Raw genomic sequence first — 24,947 nt, 5'->3', positions numbered from 1 at the left:
CACCCGTGATCGACTTTCCCGACACCCACGCGGACGCGGAGCCGGGTCGCCCCGCCTACGTCATGGCCGAGACCGGGACCGTCGTGACGTATCGCGAACTGGTGGATGCGTCGAGGTCCATCGCCGCGCTGCTCGCGTCGCGCGGACTGCGTCACGGGGACTGCATCGCGGTCCTGATGGAGAACAGCGCCGACTTCCCGAAGATCGCGTGGGCGGCGCAGCGCAGCGGCCTGCGCTACGTCACCCTCTCGACGCGTCTGCTTCCCGACGAGATCGCCTACATCCTGAGTGATTCCGGTGCTCGGGCGTTGATCACGAGTGAACGGCACCTCGCAGCGGCCGCGGAGGCAGCCGAGCGGACGGAAGTCGTCGAGCACCGATTCACCACGGGTGACGCCCGATCCGGCTTCGAGAGCCTCGCGGAGGCAGTCGCATCCGTTCCCGCGGGGACCGAGGTGGACGAACGTGAAGGCGTCGACCTCCTGTACTCGTCGGGGACGACGGGCCGCCCCAAGGGTGTGAAGGCGGCGCTGCCCCTCGACCCGATCGGCACCCCGCCGGGAGTTGCGGGACTGCTGCACGACCACTGGGGTATCGACCGCGACAGCGTCTACCTTTCGCCTGCGCCGCTGTATCACGCAGCGCCGCTGCGGTTCACGATGACCGTGCACCGCTACGGCGGGACCGCGATCGTGATGGAACGCTTCGACGCCGAGCGTGCGCTCGACCTCGTCGAACGTCATCGGGTGACCCACACGCAGATGGTGCCCACGATGTTCATTCGAATCCTGAAGCTGCCGGAGCCGCAACGTACGGGGTACGACCTGTCCTCACTGCAGGTGGTCATCCATGCGGCCGCGCCGTGCCCACAGGACACCAAGCGGGCGATGATCGACTGGCTCGGCCCGATCGTGCACGAGTACTACTCGTCCACGGAGAACAGCCTGTTCACCGCGTTGGATTCTGCCCAGTGGCTGGCGCATCCGGGGTCGGTGGGCAGGTCGATACTCGGTACCGCGCACATTCTCGACGAGGCAGGCCGGGAGTTGCCGCCGGGGGAGACGGGGACGATCTGGTCGGACGGTGGACTGCTGTTCGAGTACCTGAACGATCCGGAGAAGACCGCCGGTTCACGCAACGAACAGGGGTGGACGACGGTCGGTGACCTCGGCTACCTCGATCAGGACGGCTTCCTGTACCTGTCGGACCGTCGTGCGGATCTCATCCTGTCCGGTGGAGTGAACATCTATCCCCGCGAGGCCGAGGACGTTCTGGTCGTTCACCCGAAGGTCGCGGACGCCGCGGTGTTCGGGATTCCCCACGACGAGCTCGGCGAAGTCGTCCACGCCGTCGTGCAACCGATCGCCGGTGTGGCACCGGACGACACCCTCGCCGACGAGCTGCTCGCGTACTGCCGCGAACACCTCGCCGCGTACAAGTGCCCCCGGCGCATCGACTTCGAGGCCGAACTGCCGCGACACGCGACCGGCAAGCTGTACAAGCGACTTCTGCGGGACCGCTACTCGCAGCCGGCAACCCGGTGAGCGAGGTCCTCGTCACCTCCCCGGCGGACGGCGTCACACAGGTCACGCTGAACCGGCCGGACGCACTCAACACGCTGACCGCGGACGCGGTCGCCGAGTTACGCGAGGTCCTCACCGGCATCGCGCAGGATCGTTCCTGCCGCGTCGTCGTGCTCACCGGGGCAGGCCACGCGTTCAGCGCCGGCCTCGACCTGAACGGTTACGGCGACGAGGACCGGGTCGCCGACGAGGGCCACCTCGCGCGAACGCTGAGCCGTCAGCGTGAGATCGCGGGGCTCGCACAGCAACTGCACGAACTGCCCCAGCCCGTCGTCGCGGCCGTCAACGGTCCGGCGGCGGGCGGGGGACTCGCATTCGTCTGCGCGAGCGACGTCCGCATCGCCGCCACCCCGGCAGTGTTCGCGGTGTCGTTCATTCGAGCGGGGTTCTCGGCCTGCGATATCGGGGTGTCCTGGCTGCTGCCCCGAATCGTCGGTGCCGGGCGAGCTCACGAGCTGATGCTCACGGGACGCCGGTTCGACGCCGCCGAGGCGCAGCGGATCGGGCTGGTCACCGACGTCGTCGAGCCGACCCGTCTGCTTGCCGCCGCACTCGCGAAGGCCAACGAGATCATGCTCAATCCGCCGCTGTCGGTGGAACTGACCAAGCAGGGCATGTGGATCGCCCTCGAAACCCCGTCGTTCGACGCCTCGGTGGAGTTCGAGAACCGGCAGCAGGTGTTCACCGCGCTCACGGAGGATCGGGCCGAGGCCACCGCTGCGTTCCTCGCGAAACGGCCGCCGAGCTACCGAAGGCGGTAGCGCGGCGGCCGTGGGTGCGCGGGGAGTGTCAGGCGACCGAGGCGGTCTCGATCGTGATCGGGGTGTTCGGCTTGCCGCCACCGGCGGGCATCGAGCCGTCGTCGCCCGCGGCGGCGACCTTCTCGATCGTGGCCAGCCCCTCGTCGGAGATCGTGCCGAAGACGGTGTACTGCGGCGGGAGCACGGAGTCCTCGTAGACCAGGAAGAACTGGCTGCCATTGGTGCCGCCGGGGCCCGAGTTCGCCATCGCGATGGTGCCGCGCGGGTACACCATCGGCTGCTGCGCCGCCGGGTCGTTCTCGGCGTACACCGTCGTCGGGTACTCGTTGGCGAAGCGATAGCCCGGGCCGCCCGTGCCCTGCGCGGTCGGGTCGCCGCACTGCAGAACCTGCAGGCCCGGAGACGTCACGATGCGATGGCAGTCGGTGTCGTCGAAGTAGCCCTGCTCGGCGAGCGAGACGAACGAGTTGACCGTGCACGGAGCCTCGGCACGGTCCAGGTTCAGTCCGATCGTGCCCTGCGTCGTCGTGAGGGTAATTGCGGCGATGCCCGCGGTGGACACGTCGGTGGTGGCGGGTGCGTCGACCGGCTTCGCCGCCTGCTGCGGCGTCGACGGGTACTCGCAGGAGACCGTCGGACCGGACGCCGCGGGGACGGCGGGCAGCGTCCCGTAGCCGGACAGGTCGAGCTCCTGCTGCTCGGTCGTCGCAGCCGCCTTCGCGCTCGTGGTCGACGAGGTCGACCCGTCGTCGTCGGACGAACACGCGGTGGCGGTCAGGACCAGGCCGACGCCTGCAGCGGCAGCCATAGTGCGGAACATCGTTGTGCGCATCATGCGGCCACGGTAGCGGTCTGGATCTGGATCGGGGTGTTCGGCTTTCCGCCACCCGCGGACATGGAGCCGTCGTCACCTGCGGCGGCGACCTTCTCGATCGTCGCCAGTCCCTCCTCGGAGATGGTGCCGAAAACGGTGTACATCGGCGGCAGCGGCGAATCGTCGTAGACGAGGAAGAACTGGCTCCCGTTGCTGCCCGGTTGGCCGGTGTTCGCCATCGCGATGGTGCCCCGCGGGTACGTCACCGACTGCTCGAGGTTCGAGTCCTCGGGGTTGTACTGGTCGGTGGGGAACTCGTTGACGAAGCCGTACCCGGGCCCGCCGGTGCCCTGACCGGTCGGATCGCCGCACTGCAGGATCATCAGCCCGGTGGTGCTCAGACGGTGGCACGGAGTGTCGTCGAAGTAGCCCTGCTGCGCCAGGGAGACGAACGAGTTGACGGTGCAGGGCGACTCGGCACGGTCCAGGTTCAGGCCGATCGTGCCCTGTGACGTCGCGAGCGTGACCTCTGCGACACCTTCGGTGGACACCGCGGTTGCGTTCGGTGCGGTGGCGGGCTTCGCGGGGGCCTGTCCGTCAGGTGTGTAGCTGCAGTCCACCGTCGCGGGCAGCGCCTCGGCGCGGGCCGTGGGCATCTCGCCCGCGGCCGACTCCTGCGTGGGCGTGGACTCCGAGGCAGTGGCGTCGGAGGTGTCGTCGGACCGCGTCAACCCGTACAGCACGGCGCCTGCGGCGATCACCAGGACCACGCCGAGAACCGAGGCACCGATCGTCATCTGCTTGCGCTTGCGGTCCCGCTCCGCACGACGTTCGAGCTGCCGTTCCAGTTTGCGTTTCGCGGTCTGGCGGCGCTGCTCATTGCTTGGCACTGCTGCTTACCTCCGGTTCGGTGCGCTCACACGCCGACGCCGGGGACCCGACGCCGGGAAATCTCGGTGACTGAGTGTGCCACCCGAACCTGTGAAACAGGTCCACAGGCGTGCACTTGGGCCGCACCGCGGCCGTACACATAGGCTGTACTGCGGACCATCACATCACCGACGTAGGAGCGATTGCCGTGCTCGTCACCGGATTCCCGGCCGGGGCCTTCCAGACGAACTGCTACATCCTTGCGCAGGACGGCGCGAGCGAGTGCCTCGTCGTCGACCCGGGCCAGAACGCGGCGGAGCCGCTGATCGAGTTCCTCGACAAACAGTCGCTGACTCCTGCTGCGGTGCTGCTGACGCACGGCCACCTGGACCACACCTGGTCGGTCGAGCCGGTCTGCGAGAAGTTCGGTATCCCCGCCTACATCCACCCGGACGACCGGTACATGCTGTCGGACCCGTTGCGCGGAACGGGCGCGGCGCTGTCCGCGATGATCGGCGACGCCGAGTTCCGGGAGCCGTCGCGGGTCGTCGAACTCGCCGACGGCGATGTGCTGGACCTGGCCGGGATCACGATCACCGTCGATCACACGCCGGGGCACACGCAGGGCTCGGTGGTGCTGCGCACGACCGTCGACACCGACCAGGGCGTCGTCCCGCTCGCATTGACCGGCGACACCCTTTTCGCCGGCTCGATCGGCCGGAGCGACCTGCCGGGTGGCAACCACGACCAGCTGCTCGCGTCGATCGCGGCGAAGCTGCTCGTCCTCGACGACGCAACCGCGGTCCTTCCGGGGCACGGCGGCGCAACGTCGATCGGGCAGGAGCGGGCGTCGAACCCGTTCCTGGTTGGACTGTCCGACGCGCAGTAGGGAAAAGTAGAGCCGTGAGCAAGTCCACCAACACCGCCTTTTCCGCGCCCAAGGGCGTCCCCGACTACGTGCCGCCCGTGTCGGCGGAGTTCGTCGCGGTTCGCGACGGCCTGACCCGAGCAGCCCGCCTGGCCGGGTACGGACACATCGAACTGCCGATCTTCGAGGACACCGGCCTGTTCGCGCGTGGCGTCGGCGAGTCCACGGACGTGGTCAGCAAGGAGATGTACACCTTCGCGGACCGGGGTGACCGGTCGGTGACGCTGCGCCCCGAGGGCACGGCGGGCGTGATGCGCGCCGTGATCGAACACGGTCTCGACCGTGGGCAACTCCCGGTGAAGCTCAGCTACTCGGGTCCGTTCTTCCGATACGAGCGCCCGCAGGCAGGCCGCTACCGGCAGCTGCAGCAGGTGGGCGTCGAGGCGATCGGCGTCGACGATCCGGCGCTCGACGCCGAGGTGATCGCGATCGCCGACGCAGGATTCCGCGGGCTCGGACTCGAGGGGTTCCGTCTCGAGATCACCTCCCTCGGTGACGACACCTGCCGCCCGCAGTACCGGGAGCAGCTGCAGCAGTTCCTGTTCGGCCTCGACCTCGACGAAGACACCCGTCGCCGCGCGGAGATCAACCCGCTGCGCGTGCTCGACGACAAGCGTCCGCACATCAAGGAGATGACGGCGGGCGCACCGCTGATGCTCGACCACCTGTCGGAGGAGGCGAAGGCCCACTTCGACGAGGTCCTCGCGCACCTCGACGCGCTGGGTGTGCCGTACGTGGTCAATCCGCGGATGGTGCGTGGCCTGGACTACTACACGAAGACGACGTTCGAGTTCGTGCACGACGGCCTCGGCGCGCAGTCCGGCATCGGTGGCGGCGGACGCTACGACGGCCTGATGGCGCAGCTCGGTGGTCAGCCTCTGTCCGGTATCGGCTTCGGTATCGGTGTCGACCGGACCATCCTCGCGCTCGAGGCCGAGGGCAAGGCCGCCGGTAACCCGGCCCGCTGCGAGGTCTTCGGTGTGCCGCTCGGCGACGAGGCCAAGGCGTCGATGGTCGTACTCGCGGCCCGGTTGCGTGCTGCGGGCATCCGCGTCGACATGGCGTACGGCGGTCGAGGTGTGAAGGGCGCGATGAAGGCCGCGGACCGGTCCGGCGCCAAGATCGCGCTGGTACTGGGGGAGCGGGACATCGCCGACGGTGTCATCGGAGTGAAGGACCTGGCGACCGGCGACCAGCGGCAGGTGTCGCTGGAGTCCGTGGTCGCGGAAGTGGGTGCCGCACTTGGCGACCGGTGACGCCGGGGCGGTCGAACTGGACCTGATCCCCGCGCACCTCATCGTGCCGCGACTGCGCCGGCTCGCGATGGGTGCAGTCGGCGTCGGCGTGGTCGTCGGTCTGATCGTCGGACTGTTCGCCGGCCCGGGCGTGGGGATGCTCGTCGCCGCGATCATCGCGTTGCCGACGGCAGTGTCGGCGCTGCTGGCGTCACGGCGCCGAATGTGGATGTGCGGCACCGTGATCCACGCGCATTCGGGTGTGCGGACCAAGTCGGTGGACGTCGCCCACGCCGTCACCGCCGAACTGATCGTGCGCAGCGGTCGTGTGTCGCAGGTGGCGCTCCAGGTCGGTGACGGGAAGCGTCAGGTCGCCGTGCCGCTGGCGCTCTACACGGACGACGGTGGACGCGAACTGGAGGTGTTGCCACTGCGGGCGCTCGCCGACGGACTGGTGTCCGGCGAACTCGCGCCCGCAGTGGCGATGTCGGCCGCGCTCATCGGACAGTTGCGGTGCGAGGCGCGTGGCGCCGGCCTGGAGGAACGACCCCTGTACCGCGCAGTCCGACTCGCCCGTGACGCGAACCGCATTCCGCGGACCGTCCTCACCGACGACGAGGTCGTTCGCATCAGCGAGTGATGCGTCAGCCGATCTGTTCGCCTCCGTGGAGGCGAGTTCGTGGAGACCGTCTGCGGTACTCCCGGAGCGCACTGCCGGATCGTCGTCGTATGTGTGCCGTGACGTCATCCTCCGTCAGAGATGCGGTCAAGTGCCGTCGAGAGCGTCCGGATCGCATCCAGTGTGCTCGCGAGGTCTCGGGGGTCGAGTTCGCTCGCCAGGCGGTGCGCGAATGCCGCGTGTGCGGGATTGATTCGTCGCACAGCCTGCAGTCCGGCATCGGTTGGTGCAACGAGTTTGGCGCGCCGATGGGCCGGATTCGGTTGGTACTCGGCGAGTCCGCGGTCCACGAGCAGGTTCGCGATGCGTTGCACGCTTTGTCGCGTGATGCCCATTTCGCGGGCGATGTCGGCGACGGACAGTGGCGTCCGGAGGACGGCGCCGAGCACCTGCCACCACGCCGCGGTCAACTCGACCGGACGTGTCAGGGACTCGGCGACGTCGAGGAACTGCCCGTTGAGGCGGAACGACGCCAGCGCCAGGCCGCTGAGCAGTTCTTGGTTGCTGGGCAGTTCCTGCTCGGCGCTGTCGCTCACCGGTTCGCCAGTTTGTAGAAGCCTGCCGGGTCACGCAGGCCGTACAGCTCGAACCAGGCATCGAGCACGTCGGTCTCGTACAGGTCGAGGCGCCGGAAGATCTCCCGTGCGAAGTGGACGGGAGCGATACCCGTCGCGGTGATGAGGTCATCGTCGGTGACGGCAGGCTCGTCCACGTAGTGCGTTCCGCCCGCATATCCGAGGCCGTTCAGGAATTCGGCGGCGTTGCTGGTGTGGGCACGGTCGTCGAGCAGGCCCGCGAGGGCAAGTCCTCCGGTCGCGCCGCAGATCGCGGCGACGGGCACGCCCGCGTCGAGAAAGTCGCGGGCTTTCGCGGCGAACGGGGCGAACTGGTCGGTGTGCCAGATGTTGTTGCCCGCGAGGATCAGCATCGAGCTGCCAGCCGGATCGAGGTCGTCGAGCGTGGTGTCGGGCAGCATCCGGAGGCCGCCAGTCGAGGTGACCGGATCGGCGGTCGCGCCGACGGTGGCGACGGCGTAGCGGCCCGGCGCCTTCTGCCACTCCGGGGCGTTGATGTGGTCGATCGCGTATCCGATCTCCCAGTCGACGAACGTGTCGTACATGGCGACGTGCACTGTTTCAGTCATGACAGTATCCTGTCATATTTGACAGCAGGCTGTCAAGAAGTCGCGGGTGGATGGCCATTGACCGGGTCGGTGGTGTGCTTTCTTCGCCGGGCCCGGTCGTGATCGGCGCGATCTCCCCGCGCGCTTTCGCGACACTGGACCCGGCCGCATGCGTGTCCCGACTACGCGTTCCGGTCCAGTGCGGCGCGGATCCTGACGGCGTACTCCGCCGCCTCGGCGTCGTTTGCGTACTTCCTTCGGGGCCAGAAGAATCCACGCAGGCCGTCGCCCTTCGTGCGGGGAACGATGTGCACGTGGAGGTGGGGGACGGACTGGGACACGATGTTGTTCATCGCGACGAACGAACCCTGTGCTCCGAGACCGCTGACTACGGCTGCCGAGAGCCGTTGTGCGGCGAAGAAGACCGGAGACACGAGTTCGGCGGGCAGGTCGGCCAGCACGGGCACGTGGAGGCGAGGGACCAGCAGGAGGTGCCCCTTGAAGACCGGTCGCCGGTCGAGGAATGCGACGGTGTGCTCGTCCGCGTGGACGACGTGAGCGTCGGCGCGGCCGGCGATCACGTCACAGAACACGCAGTCAGCGGCCACCGTTGTTCTCCCGCAACACGAGCGTGGCTGCGGAGGCGCGGACGGCGTCGAGGTCGGTCCACCCGAGCACCCGCAGTCCTGCCTCCGCGATCGTCGGCGCCTCGATCGGTGCACCGGCGCCGGCGCCGGCTTCGGTGTCGCTGCGCTCGTTGATGACCGTCTCCACGAGGCGGAACGGGAGACCGCACCGCGTGTCGTCGACGATGCCGAGATCGTCGAGGACGAGGCGCGCCAACTGTGCGTAGCGGTCGCGCAGCTTCTGGCGCTCGTCCCGGAACGGTGCGTACCTCTCGGTGCGCAGTTCCGGGAGCAGGTACAGCGCACCGAGATTCCATCGTCCCGACAGCAGTTGTCCGGCATCGAAGTTCAGCAGTGCGTACAGCCGTACCGCGGCCGGTTCGGGTCGGTCCACGAGTTGATCGGCGACGGCCAACGCAGTGGTGACTGTGCCTTCGAGGAGGGCGACGAGAATGTCGTCCTTCGTCGCGAAGTGGTGATACAGGGACGCCTGCCGCACTCCGACGGCGTCCGCGATCTTACGAGTCGACGTCGAGGAGAATCCCTGCGTGGTGAACAGTTCGGCCGCGGCGTCGAGGATCTGCGCGGTCGCGGTCGGGCCGGGCCGTCGCTGCTTGGTCAGTCGCGGTCGTCCGGGGCCGGCGTTGGTCACGTTCACCATCCTGCCAGGACGGCGCCGGGTTACCGTGAACCGGAGGAGGAGCGATGTCCGAGTTCCCGTCCCCACCGAGGTCGGCCCGAATGGCCGCCAAGCAGTGGCGCGCGCTCGCGACGCCGAGCACCGATCGCACCTTCGACGCCGCAATGGCGGAAGCGCTGCCGGACCGGGCGCGGCGGTGGCTGAGCCGGTCGATCGCGCCGGGCGCACCACTGGCCGCCGCGGTGTGCCTGACCATGAGCGGCGAGATCAAGCTCGGGGCGTGGCGTCGGTTCACCGCCACCCAGATTCTCCGACCCGGCGTCGGGTTCGTGTGGGCCGCGACCGCGCGGGTCGCGGGTGTCCCGGTGCTCGGTTTCGACCGCTACACCGGAGGTTCGGGTGAGATGCGCTGGCGCCTCGGTGGACTCGTGCCGGTGATGTCGGCGGCCGATGACGACGTCACGCGCAGCGCCGCAGGACGGCTCGCGATCGAATCGGTACTCCTCCCGACTGCCTGTGTCGGCATGCGCTGGTCCGAGGACGAGCAGGGCCTGCACCTGCATTCGGCGATCGACGGCCACGAGAACACGGTCGACGTCACGATCGGTGAGGACGGACGACTTGGCGGCGCCCAACTGCAACGGTGGGGCACGCCGCCGGGTGGGGATTTCGGCCTGCACACCTTCGGTGTGAGCGTCGACGAGGAACGGGACTTCGGGGGTGTCTCGATCGCCTCGGCGTTCCGCGCCGGGTGGTGGTGGGGTACCGACCGGCAGGACGAAGGCGAGTTCTTCCGGGCTCGCGTCAGCAGCGCGCTGTTCCGGTGATCGGGCGTCGCTCGACGAGTGCACGGCCAAGAACGGGGATCATCGGTCGCGGACTCGGCGCGCCGTTGCGCCGGAACGGCGTCGAATCGCGCGACGCGGCGATCCACTCCCGGCGGTCGACGCCGGACAGGTCGAGACGAAATCCCGTCGCCCCGCACAGGTGGTGGAGCAGCAGCGTGCCGGTGCGCCCGTTGCCTTCCCGGAACGGATGGGCGTGGTTGTAGGTGACATACACCGCCGCGAGTGCGTAGGCGAGGCGTCCGCGGTCGACGCGCGGCCAGTCGACGGTGGCAACGGCAATCTCCACCTCCCTCAGGTATCGGTCGATCGCCGCGACGGGTGCGAAACCGTCACCGTTCTTCGACAACTCGACGATCCGTGGCTGACCGGCCCACCCGAACACGTCCCCGAACACCCACCGGTGCAGACCGAGGATGTGATCGGCGTCGATGCGGCGGACCGGCGGCACCTCGTCCAGATGGGCCAGCACGAGCCGCGCCGCGGTCGCCGCGAACTCGACGTCCCGCAGCTGGTCGGCATCGCGGAGCCCGAAGTTGTTGCGCAGCACATCGGTCCCCGGGAGGAGATACGGGCGGGGGAGTACCCACCAGCGGCGTCGGGTCGTGGTCGGTAGCGACGCGGCGCGGTCGAGACGGTCCGCGACGAACTCCTCGCGGGTGCGCTCGCCGGTGGCGAGTGCGACCAGGTCCGCGACGTCGGTGCGTTCCGGGCGCCAGCCCTCGAGTCGTTCGGCGGCGACGGCCTGGTCGACGGCGTGCCCGATCACGGCGGGCAGCCCGGTGAAGAGATCCGGATGCCGGGCGGATTCGGTGCTCACGAGGGCGGACCGGCGTACGCGAGGGTGCGCTGCACTCCGGCGATCTCGCGGACGGCACCCGACAGCAGGCTGCGTTGCAGCGGGCTGAGCGTGTCCGGATCGACGACGTCGTCGGGCTGCTCGCCCCGCTCCACCTGGTCGCCCTGATGACGCAGTCGAATCTGGGTGAGGACGTCGAACGTCTCGTTCAGGACCCGGCCGTCGTCTGCGGAGAGCAGTCCGTGTTCGACGGCGACGCGGAGCCGGGTCGGTGTGGACGCCGCCGCGAGGCCGGCAGCGGTACCGGCCCAGCGGGCGATGTTCACGATCGGCGCCAGCCCGTGGGACTTCACGTCCACCGGTTCGGTGCGCCTGCTGACGATCTTGCGTTTGATTCTCGCCTTCTCCTCCACTGCTTCCCGGAGCAGAAGGGCGAGCACCTCGGGCCAGTCGCGCAGCGCAGCGGCGGTGTGCGCGGCAAGGTCCAGATCGCCGCTGCCGTGGACGACGCGGCTGTCGACGAGCATCCCCAGCATCACCAGTGCCTGGTCGGAGTAGGGTTCGGCGATCCATCCGTCGACGGCGGAATGCCAGTCGGCGAGGGTCCGGGCGAACCGCGGGCGGGACGCCAGTGCGCCCTTGTCGTCGGACCGCAGTCCGCAGTCGGAGAGCAGGGCGTGTGCGCGGGCGGCCCGCGCGAGCGACTGGTCGACCGGGCCGGAGTCGGCGGTCAGGACCGTCGCGCTGTCGACGTCGGAGCTGAGCACCGCTTCGCGCCGGGCAACGCTGCCCAGGCCGAGCCACGCGGCGCCGCAACCGTTCTCGGCGCCGACGAGTTCGACGGCCCGCGCCACGGTCGCTTCGACGACGACGGACAGGATCGCGCTGACGTCGAGGGCTGCGATCCTCGCCCGCGACAGGCCCGCCACGAGTGCGGGGATACGCGCGGTCGCGTCGGCCAGTGCGGCGGCGTCGTCGGCGCGGGCGATCTCGGCCCGCAGCAGGAAGCCGCCGCGGGTGGCGTTGGCGAGCAGGTCGGTGTCCTCGACCACGCCGAGGAGCCTGCCCGTCTCGGAGAGGACGGGGAGCCGACGGACGCCGTGAGCGAGCATGTCGAGCAGTGCGTCCGCGCCCAGAGTGGATGCCGAGACCGTGTGCGCGGGCACGCTCATCACCTGGGCCACGGGAACCCCGGCGTCGCGCCCGGCGCCGACCACTTTCCGGCGGAGGTCGCCTTCGGTGAGGATGCCGAAACGTCCCTGGCCGACATCGCTGTTGCCGAGAGGCACCAGCACGTACCGGGTTCGGCTCTCGGTCATGAGGCGAGCGGCGTCGGCGACCGGGCGGTCGGAAGCGCACGTCGGGGCAGTTCCGCGCAGTAGTTCGCCCACCGGTCGCATCGCCGCATCGCGGATCACGAGCGGTTCGTTCATGCGCCCATCCTGGCATTACAGTGGGCGCCACCCCACGAGTGAGGGCGCAGAAACACGGCGGTAACGCCGGACATGCACCCGATACACAACGGCTACACAGCGAAACGTGGGAGTCATCGCGAGAAAACCGGCGGCACGAAAACTGTCACTCGACAGAAATTCAGCCGACAGCCGCACCTCGCAGGAGAGCCCATGACGACCCTCGCCTCGAAGAACGGCGGCGACGACGGTGACCTCGCCGAGTTCGGGTACGAGCAGCAACTGCACCGTTCCCTCGGAAAGTTCGCTTCCTTTGCCGCCGGCTTCTCGTTCGTCTCCATCCTCACCACGATCTTCCAGCTCTTCGGGTTGGGATTCGGCTTCGCGGGACCCGCCTTCTTCTGGACGTGGCCGGTCGTCTTCGTCGGGCAGTTCATGGTCGCGTTGTGTTTCGCGGAACTCGCGGCGCGCTACCCGATCTCGGGTGCGATCTACCAGTGGTCTCGGCGCATGGCGGGCGAGATCGTCGGATGGTTCGCCGGCTGGTTCATGATCCTCGCGCAGATCGTCACCGCGTCCGCTGCCGCCATCGCACTGCAGGTCGTTCTCCCGAATGTGTGGAGCGGATTCCAGGTCATCGGCGACGATCCGTCCCTGACGTCGCAGTCGGGTGCGGCGAACGCCGTTCTGCTCGGCTCGGTTCTCCTCGTCGTCACCACGACCATCAACTGCGTCGGCGTCAACTGGATGTCGCGGATCAACAACATCGGCGTCACCTGCGAGATCATCGGCGTCATCGCGGTGATCGGCATGTTCTTCACCCATGCCGAGCGCGGCCCGCAGGTCGTGTTCGACACCGGGGTTCAGGGCACTCAGCCAGGCTACATCTGGGCCTGGATCGTCTCCGGACTGATGGCCGCCTACGTCATGGTCGGCTTCGGTTCCGCGGGTGAACTCGCGGAGGAGACCCGCAACCCGCGCCGCGTCGCACCCCGCACCATCCGCCTGGCACTGTCCGTCTCCGCACTCGGTGGTGGACTGATGATCGTCGGCGCGCTCATGGCGGCGCCCAGCCTCACCGACGGGCGACTCGCCACCGAAGGTCTTCCGTACGTACTGAACTCGATCCTGTCCTCGCCGTGGGGCACGTTGCTTCTCGTCGACGTCGCGATCGCGGTGACCGTCTGCACCCTCGCGATTCAGACCGCCGCGTCGCGGCTGATGTTCTCGATGGCTCGCGACGGCCGCCTCCCGGCCTCCGCGGTGCTCTCGAAGGTCAACCCGCGCACCGGAACCCCGATCGCGCCGTCCGTCCTCATCGGCGTGCTCTGCATCGGCGTCCTCGCCGTCAACGTCGGCAACTCCGCCATCTTCGCCACCCTCTCGAGCGTGTGCATCATCCTCATCTACCTGGCCTACCTGCTCGTCACGACGCCGCTGCTGCTGCGCAGGCTCAGGGGTTGGCCGCACGGCGGCACCCAGGTCGACGCCGAGGGCAAGCCGCTGTTCTCGCTCGGCCGCTGGGGACTTCCCGTCAACATCGCCGCCGTCACCTACGGCGTCGTCATGGTGATCAACCTGGCCTGGCCGCGCGCCGAGATCTTCAACCCGACCGGGGAGTACCCCGTCCTGCAGTGGGCCGGTCCGCTCACCATCATCGCCGTCGTGCTCCTCGGAGCGCTCTGCTACCCGCGCGGCAAGGCCGTCCCGAACCCCGTCACGATTGGAGCCTGAGCCGTGTCCGTGAACACACCGACCACAAGCGCCGCTAGCACCGCGACCACGAGCGCCGCCCGCGACCACGCCCGATCCCAGGCCGGGGCGGTCACCGACTCGATGCCAGTCCTGCCTGCCTCCGCCTGGCCCACCCCGCCCACAGGCGTCGACGCCGCCCGACTCACCTGGGCCGAGACGGTCCCCGGCGGCTGCTACACCAGCAAGGTCCTGGCACGGGGCACGCGGATCCGGTTGCGCGACATCGACGGCCGGGCCTGCGCCACCGTCCTGCTGTACCGCGCCGACGCCCCGCACGAGCGCCTCAACGTCGCCGACACCGTGAAAGTGCCGTGGCAGGCGTACCTCGGCGTCGGGCACCCGCTGCTCTCCGACCAGGGTCGAGTCCTCGCCACCGTCGTCGCCGACAGCTCCGGGCGTCACGACACTTTTTGCGGGACCACCACCCTCGCGGGCAACACCGCGAGATACGGGGACGGCACCGTGCACTCGGCATCGCCCGCCGGGCGGGAACTGTTGACGCTCGCCGCGGCCAAGCACGACCTGGCGCCGCGCGATCTCCCGCCCGCACTGTCGTTCTTCCACGGTGTCCGCGTGGAACCGGACGGCGCCCTGACGCCCACCGGCAACGCCGGACCCGACACCGCCGTCGAGCTGCTTCTCCACCTGCCGGTGATCGTGCTCGTCGCCAACACCGCGCACCCGCTCGACGTGGCTCCTTCCTACGAGACCACCTCGCTCGAGGTGCTCGCGTGGCGAGCACCCGAGGACCTGGACGCACTGCCGAACGACGAACCCGAGTACCTCCGCGCAGTACTCAACACCGAAGACAGCTGGACTGCATCGCGGTTCGGGAAGGACGCCTGATGACCGCCACCCTCGCAGCCGAATCCCTCGCCCTCGTTCCCGGCACAGTCGTCCTGGACGAGATCGCGGGAGCCCGAGGCCCCTGGTCCGCCGTCGTCCGCGCCGGTGACGTTCTCACCATCGTCGACCTGCACGGCAACCAGGCGGTGGACACGCTGATCTACTCGGCCGGCAACCGTGCCGTCCGCTACGACGCCGCCGCGACCGTCACCGCCCAGCGGAGCCTGTTCCTCACGACCGGTTCGATACTCCGCGCCTGCGACGGCAGCGCCCTGATGACGATCGTCGGCGACGAGGTCGGCAACCACGACACCGTCGGCGGAGCGTGCTCCCAGGAGTCGAACACCCTGCGCTACGGCCACCACACCAAGCACCAGCACGCCTGCGTCGAGAACTTCCTCGTCGAGGGCGCGAAGTGGGGGCTCGGCAAGCGGGACATGGTCTCCAACATCAACTTCTTCATGAACGTCCCCGTCGACGCGGACGGCACCCTCGGCATCGTGGACGGACTGTCCGCGCCGGGTAAGCGCCTCGCGCTGCGCGCCGAGGTCGATTCGCTGGTGCTGGTCTCGAACTGCCCGCAGATCAACAACCCCTGCAACGGCTTCGACCCGACCGAGGTCCGGATGATCGTCACCCGCCCCACCGAGGAGACGCGATGAGCACGGTGAGCAACGGTGGCGCCGCCACCGTCGAGGTGGTGCGGCCCGGCATGCTCGCCACCGTCCAGGACTGGCCCGGGCGCATCGGGTACTGGCAGATCGGGGTGCCGCCGTCGGGGCCCATGGACGACCTGTCGTTCCGGCTCGGCAACGTCGCCGTCGGGAACGGCGAGGGCGCAGCGGGTCTCGAGTTCGCGATGTCCGGGCCGGCGCTGAGGTTCTCCGCGGACGCCGTCGTGTGTGTCGCGGGAGCGCCGGTACCGGTGCGGGTCGACGGCCGGGTGGCTCCGATGTGGCAGCCGCTCACGGTGCCGGCCGGGGGAGTACTGGACATCGGTGCCGTGACCGGTCCCGGCCTCCGGGTGTACCTGCTGATCCGGGGCGGCATCGAGGTCGACGACTACATGGGCAGCGGTGCCACGTTCACCCTCGGCAGGTTCGGCGGGCACGAGGGCCGTGTCCTCCAGGTCGGTGACACCCTCTCCATCGGCGTCACCACCGAGAATCACGCTGCGGCGCAACCGGTCCCCGGTGAGCACGTCCCCGTCATCTCGTCGCGATGGGAGATCGCCGTCACGGAGGGTCCGCACGGAGCGCCGGAATTCTTCACCCGCGGCGACATCGACACGCTCTACGGCACCGACTACGAGGTGCACTTCAACTCCGACCGCACCGGCGTCCGCCTGGTCGGTCCGCAACCCGACTGGGCGCGCCCGGACGGAGGCGAGGCCGGCCTGCACCCGTCGAACATCCACGACAACGCGTACTCCGTCGGTGCGCTCGACTTCACCGGTGACACCCCCATCCTGCTCGGTCCCGACGGCCCGAGCCTCGGCGGATTCGTCTGCCCCGTCACGGTCGTGTCCTCGGAGCGGTGGAAGCTCGGTCAGCTCAGCCCCGGCGACCGGGTGCGTTTCGTCCCGGTCAAGGCGGCGCACGCGGCGTCCCTTCGCGACCTCGGGGTGGGTCGGCGCGCGGCACTCCCGTCCGTGTTCTCGACATCCGGCGACGGCGACGACGGCGTGATCGCGCGCCGCGACGGCTCGACCGCCGTCACGTACCGGCGTTCCGGCGACGACAACGTGCTCGTCGAGTACGGCGACCTGACGCTCGACCTGGCGTTGCGGGCCCGGGTACATGCGCTGCACCAGCGCCTCGAGGCGGACAAGCCTGCGGGACTGCTCGATCTGACTCCCGGCATCCGCTCACTGCAGGTCCGTGTCGACCCCGACGTCCTGTCCGTCCCGAAGCTCGTGGGTCTCCTCGGCGAGGTGGAGAACGAGATTCCGGAGTCGTCGCAGTTGGTGGTGCCGAGCAGGCACGTCCGGATGCCGCTGTCGTGGGACGACCCGGCGACGAGGGAGGCGATCAAGCGGTACATGCACGGCGTGCGCTCGGATGCGCCGTGGTGCCCCTGGAACATCGAGTTCATTCGCCGGATGAACGGATTGGACACGGTCGCAGACGTTTTCGACACCGTGTTCGATGCCGAGTACCTGGTGCTCGGGCTCGGTGACGTGTACCTCGGTGCACCCGTGGCGACCCCGCTCGATCCGCGGCACCGCCTCGTCACCACGAAGTACAACCCGGCTCGCACCTGGACCCCGGAGAACGCCGTGGGCATCGGTGGCGCGTACCTGTGCATCTACGGCATGGAAGGCCCGGGCGGCTACCAGTTCGTCGGACGCACGACGCAGGTGTGGAACCACCGCTACCCGCAGAACTCGGCGGCCTTCGAGGACGGCACGCCCTGGCTGCTGCGGTTCTTCGACCGGATCTCCTGGTACCCCGTCGAGCCCGAGGAGTTGCTCGACCTGCGTGCCGAGACGGCTGCGGGAGGTGCGGGCGGTGTGCAGATCACCGACGGCAGCTTCTCCCTCGCGGACCACGAGTCGTTCCTGGCCGCGAATGCCGAGTCGATCGCCGGGTTCCGGGCGACGCAGGCGGAGGCGTTCGCCGCCGAGCGGTCGGCATGGGCGGCGGCAGGGGAGTTCTCGAAGCAGGCGGCCTGACCGGGAGCATCAGCGCGGGCCCTTGCGCGCCAGGGGTGAACGGGTGTACACCCCTAAAGGGTAAACGCACGTTCACCCCCTTGGCGCACATCTGGAGTCGACCCGTGGTTGCTTTGCCCCCTGCCGAACCGGCGCGTGTGTCGAGCGGCGGTCTCACCGCCGTCCTGTGTCTGTCGGGAACCGTGGTGGCGCTGCAGCAGACGCTCGTCACGCCCCTCGTGACGCACCTGCCGGAGCTCCTGGACATCGACTACGCCGACGCGACGTGGCTGGTCACCGTCACGCTGCTCGTCTCGGCGGTGGCGATGCCGATCGTCTCCCGCCTCGCCGACATGTACGGCAAGAAGCGGATGATGCTGATCGCGATGTCGACGATGATCGTCGGCTCGGTCGTCGCCGCCGTCGGAGGCTCGTTCGTGCCGGTCCTGATCGGCCGGGCGCTCCAGGGGCTCGCACCGTCGATGATCCCGGTGGCGATCGCCGTCCTCCGGGACGAACTGCCGCGCGAGAAGGTCGCAGGCGCCACCGCACTCATGAGCGCCACCCTCGGCATCGGTTCGGCACTCGGACTGCCGCTGTCCGGTCTCGTGTACCAATTCCTCGGCTGGGAGTCGATCTTCTGGCTCTCCGCGACCGCCGGGCTCGCGCTCCTCGTCGCGCTGTGGCGCGTCGTTCCGGAATCTCCGATCCGGACGCCCGGCCGGTTCGACTACCTCGGTGCCGTCCTCCTCTCCGCCGCGTTGAGTTCGATGCTCCTGGCCGTGTCGAAGGGCGGAACGTGGGGCTGGACCTCCCAGTTCACCCTGATCGCCGCGGTGACCTCGGTGGTGTCCTTCGCGATCTGGTTCCCGCTGCAACTGCGTCTTCGTGCGCCGATGGTGGACCTCCGCGTCTCGGCGCGGCGGCCCGTCCTGCTGACCAACGTCGTCGGGTTGCTCGTCGGATTCGCGATGTACGCGAACATGTTCGCCACCACGCAGCAACTCGTCATCACCGACGAGACCGGATACGGGCACGGGCTCTCCGTACTGGTCGCGGGGCTCTGCATGATGCCGGCGAGCCTCATGATGATCGCGTTCGCGCCGGTCTCCGCACGGATGATCGCGCGGGTCGGGGCCCGGCTCACCCTGATCGTCGGCGGCTCGGTCCTCGCGGTCGCGTACGTCGTCCGGATCTTCCTCACCGGATCGGTGCCGCTGATCGTCCTCGGCGCCATGCTGGTCACCACCGGCACGGCCATCGCCTACGCCACCATGCCGCTGCTGATCATGGGCTCGGTTCCGATCACCCAGACCGCGTCGGCGAACGGGCTCAACACCCTGCTCCGGGCCGTGGGAACGTCGGTGTCGGGCGCGGTCATCGCGGCGCTCCTCACCACCGTCACCATTGACGTCGCGGGTCGGGACTTGCCCTCACTCGCGGCATTCCAGATCATCTTCGGTATGTCTGCCGCCGCAGCGTTCGTTGCCGTCGGGGTCGCCGTGTTCATTCCGCGACGCACGGCGCCCGTGTCCGATCCCGTCCCGACCCGGGCCGACGAGGGGGATGCGGTGAGAGTCGGATGACCACACCGTCGACACGCGATGCGATCGTCGCGGTCGCCCGAGAGATGTTCGCGCGCCGCGGCTACACCGCCACGACGATCAAGGACGTAGCCGCTGCCGCCGGGTGCTCGCCCGCGCTGGTGATGAAGCTGACGGGAAGCAAGGCCGAACTCTTCGCCGCCGCGGACCCGTCCGCGGTGGTGCTCGAGGAACCGCGCGTCGCCCTGGAGTCCGTCGGCTGTCAGTTGGTGCGACGAGTGGTCGACCGGCGTGACAACGGCGAGCCGGACGCACTGTCGATGGCGCCCACTCTGATCCACGAGTCCGACGACCCCGACACCGTCCGGGACGGCATCCGCACCCGCTACGTCGCCGCCGTCGCCGAGCGCATCGGCGACGCCGGTGCAGGCCACGTGCGATCCCAACTGGTGCTGACGACCCTGCTCGGTCTCGCGGGCGCCATGCGCCACGTGGGCCTGCTCACGCCCGACGTCGTGGAGCGGGAAGAACTCATCCGCCGTTACGGCGCGCTGGTCCAAGCAGTGATCGACGGCTGAGTCATCCGAGGATGCGCGCCAGGTGTGTCGTGATCGCATCGAGGGACACGGCATCGGCGTGCATGCCGACGTAGCCGTCGGGCCGGATCACGTGCCCACCGCGGGGCCCGGACGGGTAGGCGGCCGCGAATTCACCCGCACCGTCGCGCACGACGATTCCCGAGGCGTCCACCCCCGCGTCGGACGTGATCACGTAGGCGCGGACGAGATGCCCGTACCGCTCCCTCAGGCCGGCCGCGAGCGCACGCTGCGCCGTCACGCCGTCCGCATCCGCGGCGTACAGCAGTGCGGTGTGGTTCGGGTGGCGCAGCAGGTCGTGCACCCGTAGCGGCACCGACGAACAGTCCTGGACGAGGCCGCGGGCGTCGGGCGCCCGCTCGCCGTCACCGTCGCAGATTGGGCTGTCCGGGTACGCGACCAGCAACTGCGCCTCCCGCAGAAGGGCCACCGTCAGGTCGGATTCACCCGCACCGATGCCGTGGCGGGCATTGCGGACCGTGCGGCCCACGACCTCCTCGCCGACCGGATGTCGTTCCAGGTGATAGGTGTCGAGCAGGTCCGGGTCGGCGCGGCCCGCGACGGCGAGTGCGAGCTTCCACGCCAGGTTCGTCGCGTCCTGGATCCCGGTGTTCATTCCCTGCGCACCCGTCGGTGGATGGATGTGCGCGGCGTCGCCCGCGAGGAACACCCGGCCCGACGAATACCGCTGTGCGAGGCGGTGACTGATCCGGAAGACCGATGACCACCGCATGTTCGACGCCGTCGTGGATTCCGGCGCGAGACGGTCCAGCACGGCCTGGATGTGGTGCAGTTCCGGTGCGTGCCCGCTCTCGAGTCCGTGCGCCACCTCGCCCTCCTTCGGTGCCGTGGCGAGGTCGTCCGGGACGAGCATCGAGATTCGGTACCGCGGGTTTCCGGACCCGCTGTCCGGCGGCAGCGGGATCGCGACCAGCAGGTCGTCGACGACGCCGTCGGTGCGGTGCATCGCCCGGACCCCGTACCCCGCGGGCTGGTTCCAGTCCACCTCGACGTCGGCGAGCATGTACTCCTCGGGGAACGCGTCGCCCTCGAACGGCGAACCTATTCCCTTCCGGACGAGGGAGTGTGCGCCGTCGCAGCCGACGAGGTAGCGGGACGAGACGGTCGACCCGCCGGCCGCACCGTGCAGTGTTGAGGTGACGGTGTCGTCGCGTTCGGTGAAGCCGGTGAACTCGACCCCGCGCGTGATGCGGCCACCGAGTGCGGTGAACGCCTCGTCGAGGATGCGCTCGGTCTCGTACTGCGGCATCGCGATCGCGCGGTACGGGACCGCGTCGGGTAGCGCGAGGTCGAGCGTCTGCGGCGGGCCTCCGTCGACATACACGATCTGGCCGCGCATCGTGATCGACGCGTCCACGGCCGCGCGGACGATTCCCATCGCATCGAAGACCTCGAGTGTGCGGGGCGAGACACCGATCGCCTTCGCGTACGGCGCGCGCTCCCTGCGCTTGTCCACGACCACGACGTCGACGCCGCGGCGAAGCAACTGCACCGCGAGGGTGAGTCCGACCGGCCCCGCTCCCACGATCAGAACGTCGGTGGACGAGTGGGGGACTTTCGGATCCACGGCCGAGGTCATGTCGTCAATTCTGCGACTCCTCGCCCGAATGCGCTGGGCTTGTGGTCGAGTGCGCTTGACTTGACCTAGAACAAGTGTTCGACTATCGCCATGCGTTGGCAGGGTCAGACACTCGATGCCGTGCAGTCGGACCTCGACGACGGCGCCCTTCCCGGGCTCGCGCGGGCCGGGCTGGTCCGAAGCGTACAGACACCCGAGTTCGAGGGGATCACCTTCCACGAGGTGCTGTGCAAGTCGGCTCTCAACAAGCTCCCCGCGGAGTCGACGCTGCCGTTCCGATTCACCGTCAATACCTTTCGCGGCTGCATGCATGCCTGCCGCTACTGCTTCGCCCGGCCGACGCACGAGTACCTCGACCTCGACGCGGGCACCGACTTCGACACGCAGGTCGTCGTGAAGACCAACGTCGCGGCGGTGCTGCGCCGCGAACTCGCCAGACGATCCTGGAAGCGCGAGCCGGTGGCACTGGGGACGAACACCGACCCCTACCAGCGGGCCGAGGGCCGCTACCGGCTGATGCCGGGAATCGTCACCGCGCTCGCCGAGTCGGGGACGCCGTTCTCGATCCTCACCAAGGGCACGCTGCTGCGCCGCGACCTGCCCCTGCTCACCCTCGCCTCCCGGCAGGTGCCGGTCTCGCTGTCGGTGTCCCTCGCGATCGGCGATCCCGAGCTGCAGCAGGCGATCGAACCCGGAACCCCGACGCCGGGAGCCCGGCTCGACCTGATCCGAGCGATCACCGATGCCGGATTCGACTGTCACGTCATGGTGGCGCCGGTCATCCCGTACCTCACCGACTCGAACGCGCACCTCGACGCACTGCTGTCGGCGATCTCCGAGGCGGGGGCCACCGGAGTGACGGTGTTTCCCATGCATCTGCGCGGCAGTACCCGCGGCTGGTTCCTCAACTGGCTCGCCGAGCACCACCCGGCCCTGATCCGCCGGTACCGGCAGCTGTACGGGCGTGGCTCACACGTGACACCGGAGTACAAGACGTGGCTGCATCGGCGTGTGTCGCCCCTGGTCGACAAGTACGGGCTCGCCGGTGACGCCATCCGGAAGGAGCCGGTCGCCCCGACTCGGGAACTCGTCGGCGCAGGCGCGGCGCCCGCGTTGACGCTGTTCTGATCCCGCTGCGCGAGTAGATTCCGCACCGGGGTGCGAACCGACTGGGCGGCACGACCGGCGTGGAGGTGCGATGAGTGAAGACGACCCGGCGGAGTCACCTGCGCCGACCCCCAAGCGCGTGAACCGAGTCACCCCGGACTCCTCGGGTGCGCGTACATCCGCGGCCGCCAGATCCTCGGTCCGGCGTCTCGGGCCCGAGACCGCCGCGCGGACAACGAACGTGCGATGGCTGCGGCTGATCACCGTGTACGCCGTCCTCGCGATCGCGGCCTATCAGATGTCGGGGTGGCTCTTCCACAATCTGCGAGGCTTCCTCGGCCTGCTGTTCCTGGCCTGGCTGGCCAGCGTCACGATCGAACCGGTGGTCGACTGGTTCGAACGGAAGGGTATGCGCCGCGGCGCGGGCACGGGCATCGTCATGGCGTCACTGACGGTGTTCTCGATCGGGTTCATTGCCCTCTTCGGCACCCTGCTGGCCGAGCAGCTGGCGCAGTTGCTCACCGCGCTGCCCGACGCGCTGTCCCAGGTGACCGAGTGGGCGAACCGCACCTTCGGCACTGAATTCGCCACCGGCAAGGACCTGATCAAGATCACTCCCGAGACCGTCAAGGACCTCGCGCAGCGCTACACACCCAGTGTTCTGGGAGTGGTCTCGTCCATCGTCGGGGTCGTGTTCCAGGCCCTGACGATGCTGCTCTTCGTGTTCTACATGTCGGCGCAGGGACCGCAGTTCCGGCGGACGATCTCGAGTTGGTTCCCGGCTCGGCAGCAGGAGGTCATCGCGACGGTCTGGAGCATCTCGGTCGAGAAGGCAGGCGGCTACGTGGTGTCCAGGCTGATCCTGGCCGCCGTGAGCGCCGTCGGTACGGGAATCTTCCTGATGCTGATCGGGGTCCCGTACTGGCTGCCGCTGGCGATCTGGACCGGCGTCGTCTCGCAGTTCATTCCGACGCTCGGCACCTACCTGGCGATCGCCCTGCCCGCGATCATCGCCGCGGCGCAGCAGCCGATGGACGGCGTGTGGGTGATCGCCTTCGGCACCGCGTACCAACAGCTCGAGAACTACGTGCTCCATCCGCGCATCACGTCGCGGACCGTCTCGATCCACCCGGCCGTCGCATTCGGATCCGTGATCGTGGGCGCGTCACTGTTCGGCGCGATCGGGGCGTTGGTGTCGGTTCCCGTTGTCGCCGTCATCCAGGCGATTGTCGAAACCTACGGTCGCCGTTACGAACTCGTCGCCGAACAGGAGTCGGCGGAGTCGCCGCCCGAGTCGCCGTCCGAGGAGTAGTCGCAGCGGCGGATTCGTCGAGATGCAGTTCGGTCGAACCCGGCACCCACACGTTCCTCAACCACCGGATGGCAGCCGCGGATCGCGGCGCCCCCGGCCTCATCGTTGTGGAGTAGTCAGGTCGTGACGAGTCAGCGGGTGAGCCCGGACGGGTTGTCGAGGTCGCGGGCGCGGTAGGTGTCACAGGCCGACACCTGCCCGGTCTGGTAGCCGGTCAGGAACCACTTCTGCCGCTGCTCCGCCGAACCGTGCGTCCACCCTTCGGGATTGACGCGGCCGGTCGCGGCCTTCTGGATGCGATCGTCGCCGACCGACGCCGCCGCCGACAACGCGTCCTCGACGTCAGACGTCGACAGCGGCTTCAGGAACGGTGTACCGCCGTCGGGCCCCGCCTGGTTGTCGGCGTAGTGCGCCCAGACGCCTGCGTAACAGTCCGCCTGCAACTCGGTGCGGACCGCGCCCGACTCGGGGCCCCGCGGATCGGCCTGCGCGCGGCCGATGTCGCCGAGCTGGTTCTGGATGTGGTGACCGACCTCGTGCGCCACGACGTACTCCTGCGCCAGCGGACCCGCCGACGATCCGAACCGGTCGACGAGCAACTGGAAGAAGCTGGTGTCGAAGTAGGCGGTCGAATCCGCCGGGCAGTAGAACGGCCCGACCTCGCTGGTGGCGTTGCCGCAGCCCGTGGCGACCGAACCGGAGAACAGGACGACCTCGGGCTGCACATACGGCGTGCCCGTCTGGTCGGCCAGTTCGGCGCCCCACACGGAGTCGAGGCTCGCCGCGGTGAACGCCACCCGGCAGTCGACGTCGCGGTTGGCGTCCGCGCCCGTCTCGCAGTTCTCGAGACCGCCGATCGGACCGCTGCCGATCGCGCCGTCGTCGGTCCCCGAGGTGGCCCCGAGCAGAGATCCGGGGTCCCCGCCCAGCAGCAGCGCCAGGATCACCACGACCAGTCCGCCCAGGCCGCCGCCGATCGCGACCTTGCCGCCGCGGCCCCCGCCGCCGCCGACCTTGACCCGGTTCGGGTCGATTCGCGCGCCCTCGTTGAAGGTCATCGGCACCTCTCGTCAGTTGGCCGGCTCCGTCCCGTCACAGCTTGGCACGCGGACCTGCATTGCCGATGGTTCCGGTGCGATGTGTCATCGAATCCGCGCCTCCGTAGGATCACAGGACAACAAGTCCCAGATCCTGTGTGACTGGAAGTGTGAAAGGAACC

Annotated in this window: 24 protein-coding genes; 14 read left to right on the top strand and 10 right to left on the bottom strand. The window is 69.0% G+C overall.

Annotation, left to right across the window (positions count from 1 at the left end; all coding sequences use genetic code 11):
- The first annotated feature begins 5 nt into the window (after window positions 1–5).
- Window positions 6–1,544 carry an AMP-binding protein gene (locus RHCRD62_RS17630; RefSeq protein WP_050066255.1) on the top strand — a complete coding sequence of 513 codons (1,539 nt, stop codon included), beginning with the start codon at window positions 6–8 and terminating at the stop codon, window positions 1,542–1,544.
- Window positions 1,541–2,344 carry an enoyl-CoA hydratase/isomerase family protein gene (locus RHCRD62_RS17625; protein WP_050066046.1) on the top strand — a complete coding sequence of 268 codons (804 nt, stop codon included), beginning with the start codon at window positions 1,541–1,543 and terminating at the stop codon, window positions 2,342–2,344. The genes RHCRD62_RS17630 and RHCRD62_RS17625 overlap by 4 nt, the downstream gene beginning before the upstream one ends.
- 28 nt (window positions 2,345–2,372) lie before the next feature.
- Here RHCRD62_RS17625 and RHCRD62_RS17620 read toward each other — a convergent pair whose 3' ends face one another.
- Window positions 2,373–3,164 carry a peptidylprolyl isomerase gene (locus RHCRD62_RS17620; protein ID WP_050066254.1) on the bottom strand — a complete coding sequence of 264 codons (792 nt, stop codon included), beginning with the start codon at window positions 3,162–3,164 and terminating at the stop codon, window positions 2,373–2,375.
- Window positions 3,165–3,175: 11 nt separating this feature from the next.
- Complete coding sequence (locus RHCRD62_RS17615; RefSeq protein WP_050066045.1) at window positions 3,176–4,048, bottom strand: peptidylprolyl isomerase; 873 nt, start codon at window positions 4,046–4,048, stop codon at window positions 3,176–3,178.
- 188 nt (window positions 4,049–4,236) lie between these two features.
- Between RHCRD62_RS17615 and RHCRD62_RS17610 the strand changes: the two genes are divergently transcribed.
- Genes RHCRD62_RS17610 through RHCRD62_RS17600 form a run of 3 tightly spaced genes read left to right on the top strand, consistent with a single transcriptional unit; the run spans window position 4,237 to window position 6,831 of the window.
- Window positions 4,237–4,917 (top strand): MBL fold metallo-hydrolase, encoded by a 681-nt coding sequence (locus RHCRD62_RS17610; RefSeq protein ID WP_050066044.1) that lies wholly within the window; start codon window positions 4,237–4,239, stop codon window positions 4,915–4,917.
- A gap of 14 nt (window positions 4,918–4,931) precedes the next feature.
- Complete coding sequence (gene hisS / locus RHCRD62_RS17605) at window positions 4,932–6,212, top strand: histidine--tRNA ligase (protein ID WP_050066043.1); 1,281 nt, start codon at window positions 4,932–4,934, stop codon at window positions 6,210–6,212.
- Window positions 6,190–6,831, top strand: coding sequence for a hypothetical protein (locus tag RHCRD62_RS17600; RefSeq protein WP_050066042.1), 642 nt, complete (start codon window positions 6,190–6,192; stop codon window positions 6,829–6,831). Before hisS ends, RHCRD62_RS17600 begins: the two co-directional genes overlap by 23 nt.
- A gap of 104 nt (window positions 6,832–6,935) precedes the next feature.
- On the opposite strand, the gene RHCRD62_RS17595 is transcribed toward RHCRD62_RS17600, so the two are convergent.
- The 4 genes from RHCRD62_RS17595 to RHCRD62_RS26465 all read right to left on the bottom strand — a co-directional run bounded on the left by RHCRD62_RS17595 (window position 6,936) and on the right by RHCRD62_RS26465 (window position 9,280).
- Window positions 6,936–7,406 (bottom strand): MarR family winged helix-turn-helix transcriptional regulator, encoded by a 471-nt coding sequence (locus RHCRD62_RS17595; RefSeq protein ID WP_050066041.1) that lies wholly within the window; start codon window positions 7,404–7,406, stop codon window positions 6,936–6,938.
- Window positions 7,403–8,014 (bottom strand): DJ-1/PfpI family protein, encoded by a 612-nt coding sequence (locus RHCRD62_RS17590; protein WP_050066040.1) that lies wholly within the window; start codon window positions 8,012–8,014, stop codon window positions 7,403–7,405. The genes RHCRD62_RS17595 and RHCRD62_RS17590 overlap by 4 nt, the downstream gene beginning before the upstream one ends.
- Window positions 8,015–8,175: 161 nt before the next feature.
- Window positions 8,176–8,601: an HIT family protein gene (locus RHCRD62_RS26470; protein ID WP_050066039.1), complete on the bottom strand. Its 426-nt coding sequence runs from the start codon at window positions 8,599–8,601 to the stop codon at window positions 8,176–8,178.
- Window positions 8,591–9,280, bottom strand: coding sequence for a TetR/AcrR family transcriptional regulator (locus tag RHCRD62_RS26465; protein WP_050066038.1), 690 nt, complete (start codon window positions 9,278–9,280; stop codon window positions 8,591–8,593). Before RHCRD62_RS26465 ends, RHCRD62_RS26470 begins: the two co-directional genes overlap by 11 nt.
- Before the next feature lie 44 nt (window positions 9,281–9,324).
- Here RHCRD62_RS26465 and RHCRD62_RS17575 point away from each other — a divergent pair, with 44 nt between their 5' ends.
- Window positions 9,325–10,086, top strand: coding sequence for a DUF6920 family protein (locus tag RHCRD62_RS17575; protein WP_253277366.1), 762 nt, complete (start codon window positions 9,325–9,327; stop codon window positions 10,084–10,086).
- On the opposite strand, the gene RHCRD62_RS17570 is transcribed toward RHCRD62_RS17575, so the two are convergent.
- Window positions 10,064–10,924, bottom strand: coding sequence for a Fic family protein (locus RHCRD62_RS17570; RefSeq protein ID WP_253277365.1), 861 nt, complete (start codon window positions 10,922–10,924; stop codon window positions 10,064–10,066). The two genes, RHCRD62_RS17575 and RHCRD62_RS17570, sit on opposite strands and share 23 nt — an antisense overlap.
- Window positions 10,921–12,336 (bottom strand): putative nucleotidyltransferase substrate binding domain-containing protein, encoded by a 1,416-nt coding sequence (locus RHCRD62_RS17565; RefSeq protein ID WP_050066037.1) that lies wholly within the window; start codon window positions 12,334–12,336, stop codon window positions 10,921–10,923. Before RHCRD62_RS17565 ends, RHCRD62_RS17570 begins: the two co-directional genes overlap by 4 nt.
- 192 nt (window positions 12,337–12,528) lie before the next feature.
- On the opposite strand from RHCRD62_RS17565, the gene RHCRD62_RS17560 reads away from it, so the two are divergent.
- The 6 genes from RHCRD62_RS17560 (at window position 12,529) to RHCRD62_RS17535 (ending at window position 19,691) form a co-directional block, all read left to right on the top strand.
- The gene (locus tag RHCRD62_RS17560) at window positions 12,529–14,049 is read left to right on the top strand and encodes an amino acid permease (RefSeq protein ID WP_050066036.1); all 1,521 of its coding nucleotides are present in this window, start codon (window positions 12,529–12,531) and stop codon (window positions 14,047–14,049) included.
- 3 nt (window positions 14,050–14,052) lie between these two features.
- Window positions 14,053–14,916: an urea amidolyase associated protein UAAP1 gene (locus RHCRD62_RS17555; RefSeq protein ID WP_050066035.1), complete on the top strand. Its 864-nt coding sequence runs from the start codon at window positions 14,053–14,055 to the stop codon at window positions 14,914–14,916.
- Window positions 14,916–15,578: an urea amidolyase associated protein UAAP2 gene (locus RHCRD62_RS17550; RefSeq protein ID WP_050066034.1), complete on the top strand. Its 663-nt coding sequence runs from the start codon at window positions 14,916–14,918 to the stop codon at window positions 15,576–15,578. The genes RHCRD62_RS17555 and RHCRD62_RS17550 overlap by 1 nt, the downstream gene beginning before the upstream one ends.
- A complete protein-coding gene (locus RHCRD62_RS17545) occupies window positions 15,575–17,590 on the top strand; it encodes a 5-oxoprolinase/urea amidolyase family protein (protein ID WP_050066033.1) in 2,016 nt (671 codons plus the stop codon). The genes RHCRD62_RS17550 and RHCRD62_RS17545 overlap by 4 nt, the downstream gene beginning before the upstream one ends.
- Before the next feature lie 104 nt (window positions 17,591–17,694).
- The gene (locus RHCRD62_RS17540) at window positions 17,695–19,155 is read left to right on the top strand and encodes an MFS transporter (RefSeq protein WP_253277364.1); all 1,461 of its coding nucleotides are present in this window, start codon (window positions 17,695–17,697) and stop codon (window positions 19,153–19,155) included.
- Window positions 19,152–19,691, top strand: a complete 540-nt coding sequence (locus RHCRD62_RS17535) for a TetR/AcrR family transcriptional regulator (protein ID WP_050066031.1) — start codon at window positions 19,152–19,154, stop codon at window positions 19,689–19,691. The genes RHCRD62_RS17540 and RHCRD62_RS17535 overlap by 4 nt, the downstream gene beginning before the upstream one ends.
- Window position 19,692: 1 nt before the next feature.
- Here RHCRD62_RS17535 and RHCRD62_RS17530 read toward each other — a convergent pair whose 3' ends face one another.
- Window positions 19,693–21,309, bottom strand: coding sequence for an FAD-dependent oxidoreductase (locus tag RHCRD62_RS17530; protein ID WP_050066030.1), 1,617 nt, complete (start codon window positions 21,307–21,309; stop codon window positions 19,693–19,695).
- A gap of 90 nt (window positions 21,310–21,399) precedes the next feature.
- Between RHCRD62_RS17530 and RHCRD62_RS17525 the strand changes: the two genes are divergently transcribed.
- Window positions 21,400–22,437, top strand: a complete 1,038-nt coding sequence (locus RHCRD62_RS17525) for an Rv2578c family radical SAM protein (protein WP_050066029.1) — start codon at window positions 21,400–21,402, stop codon at window positions 22,435–22,437.
- A 70-nt stretch (window positions 22,438–22,507) separates the two neighbouring features.
- The gene (locus RHCRD62_RS17520) at window positions 22,508–23,728 is read left to right on the top strand and encodes an AI-2E family transporter (protein ID WP_084734335.1); all 1,221 of its coding nucleotides are present in this window, start codon (window positions 22,508–22,510) and stop codon (window positions 23,726–23,728) included.
- Between the two features lie 131 nt (window positions 23,729–23,859).
- Here RHCRD62_RS17520 and RHCRD62_RS17515 read toward each other — a convergent pair whose 3' ends face one another.
- Window positions 23,860–24,786 (bottom strand): KPN_02809 family neutral zinc metallopeptidase, encoded by a 927-nt coding sequence (locus RHCRD62_RS17515; protein WP_050066027.1) that lies wholly within the window; start codon window positions 24,784–24,786, stop codon window positions 23,860–23,862.
- Window positions 24,787–24,947: the final 161 nt, after the last annotated feature.

The organism is Rhodococcus sp. RD6.2 (genome assembly GCF_001040705.1).
Taxonomy (GTDB): Bacteria; Actinomycetota; Actinomycetes; order Mycobacteriales; family Mycobacteriaceae; genus Rhodococcus_G.
The sequence above is the reverse complement of the archived record's forward strand: the minus strand, read 5'-3'. Positions and strand labels throughout refer to the sequence as shown.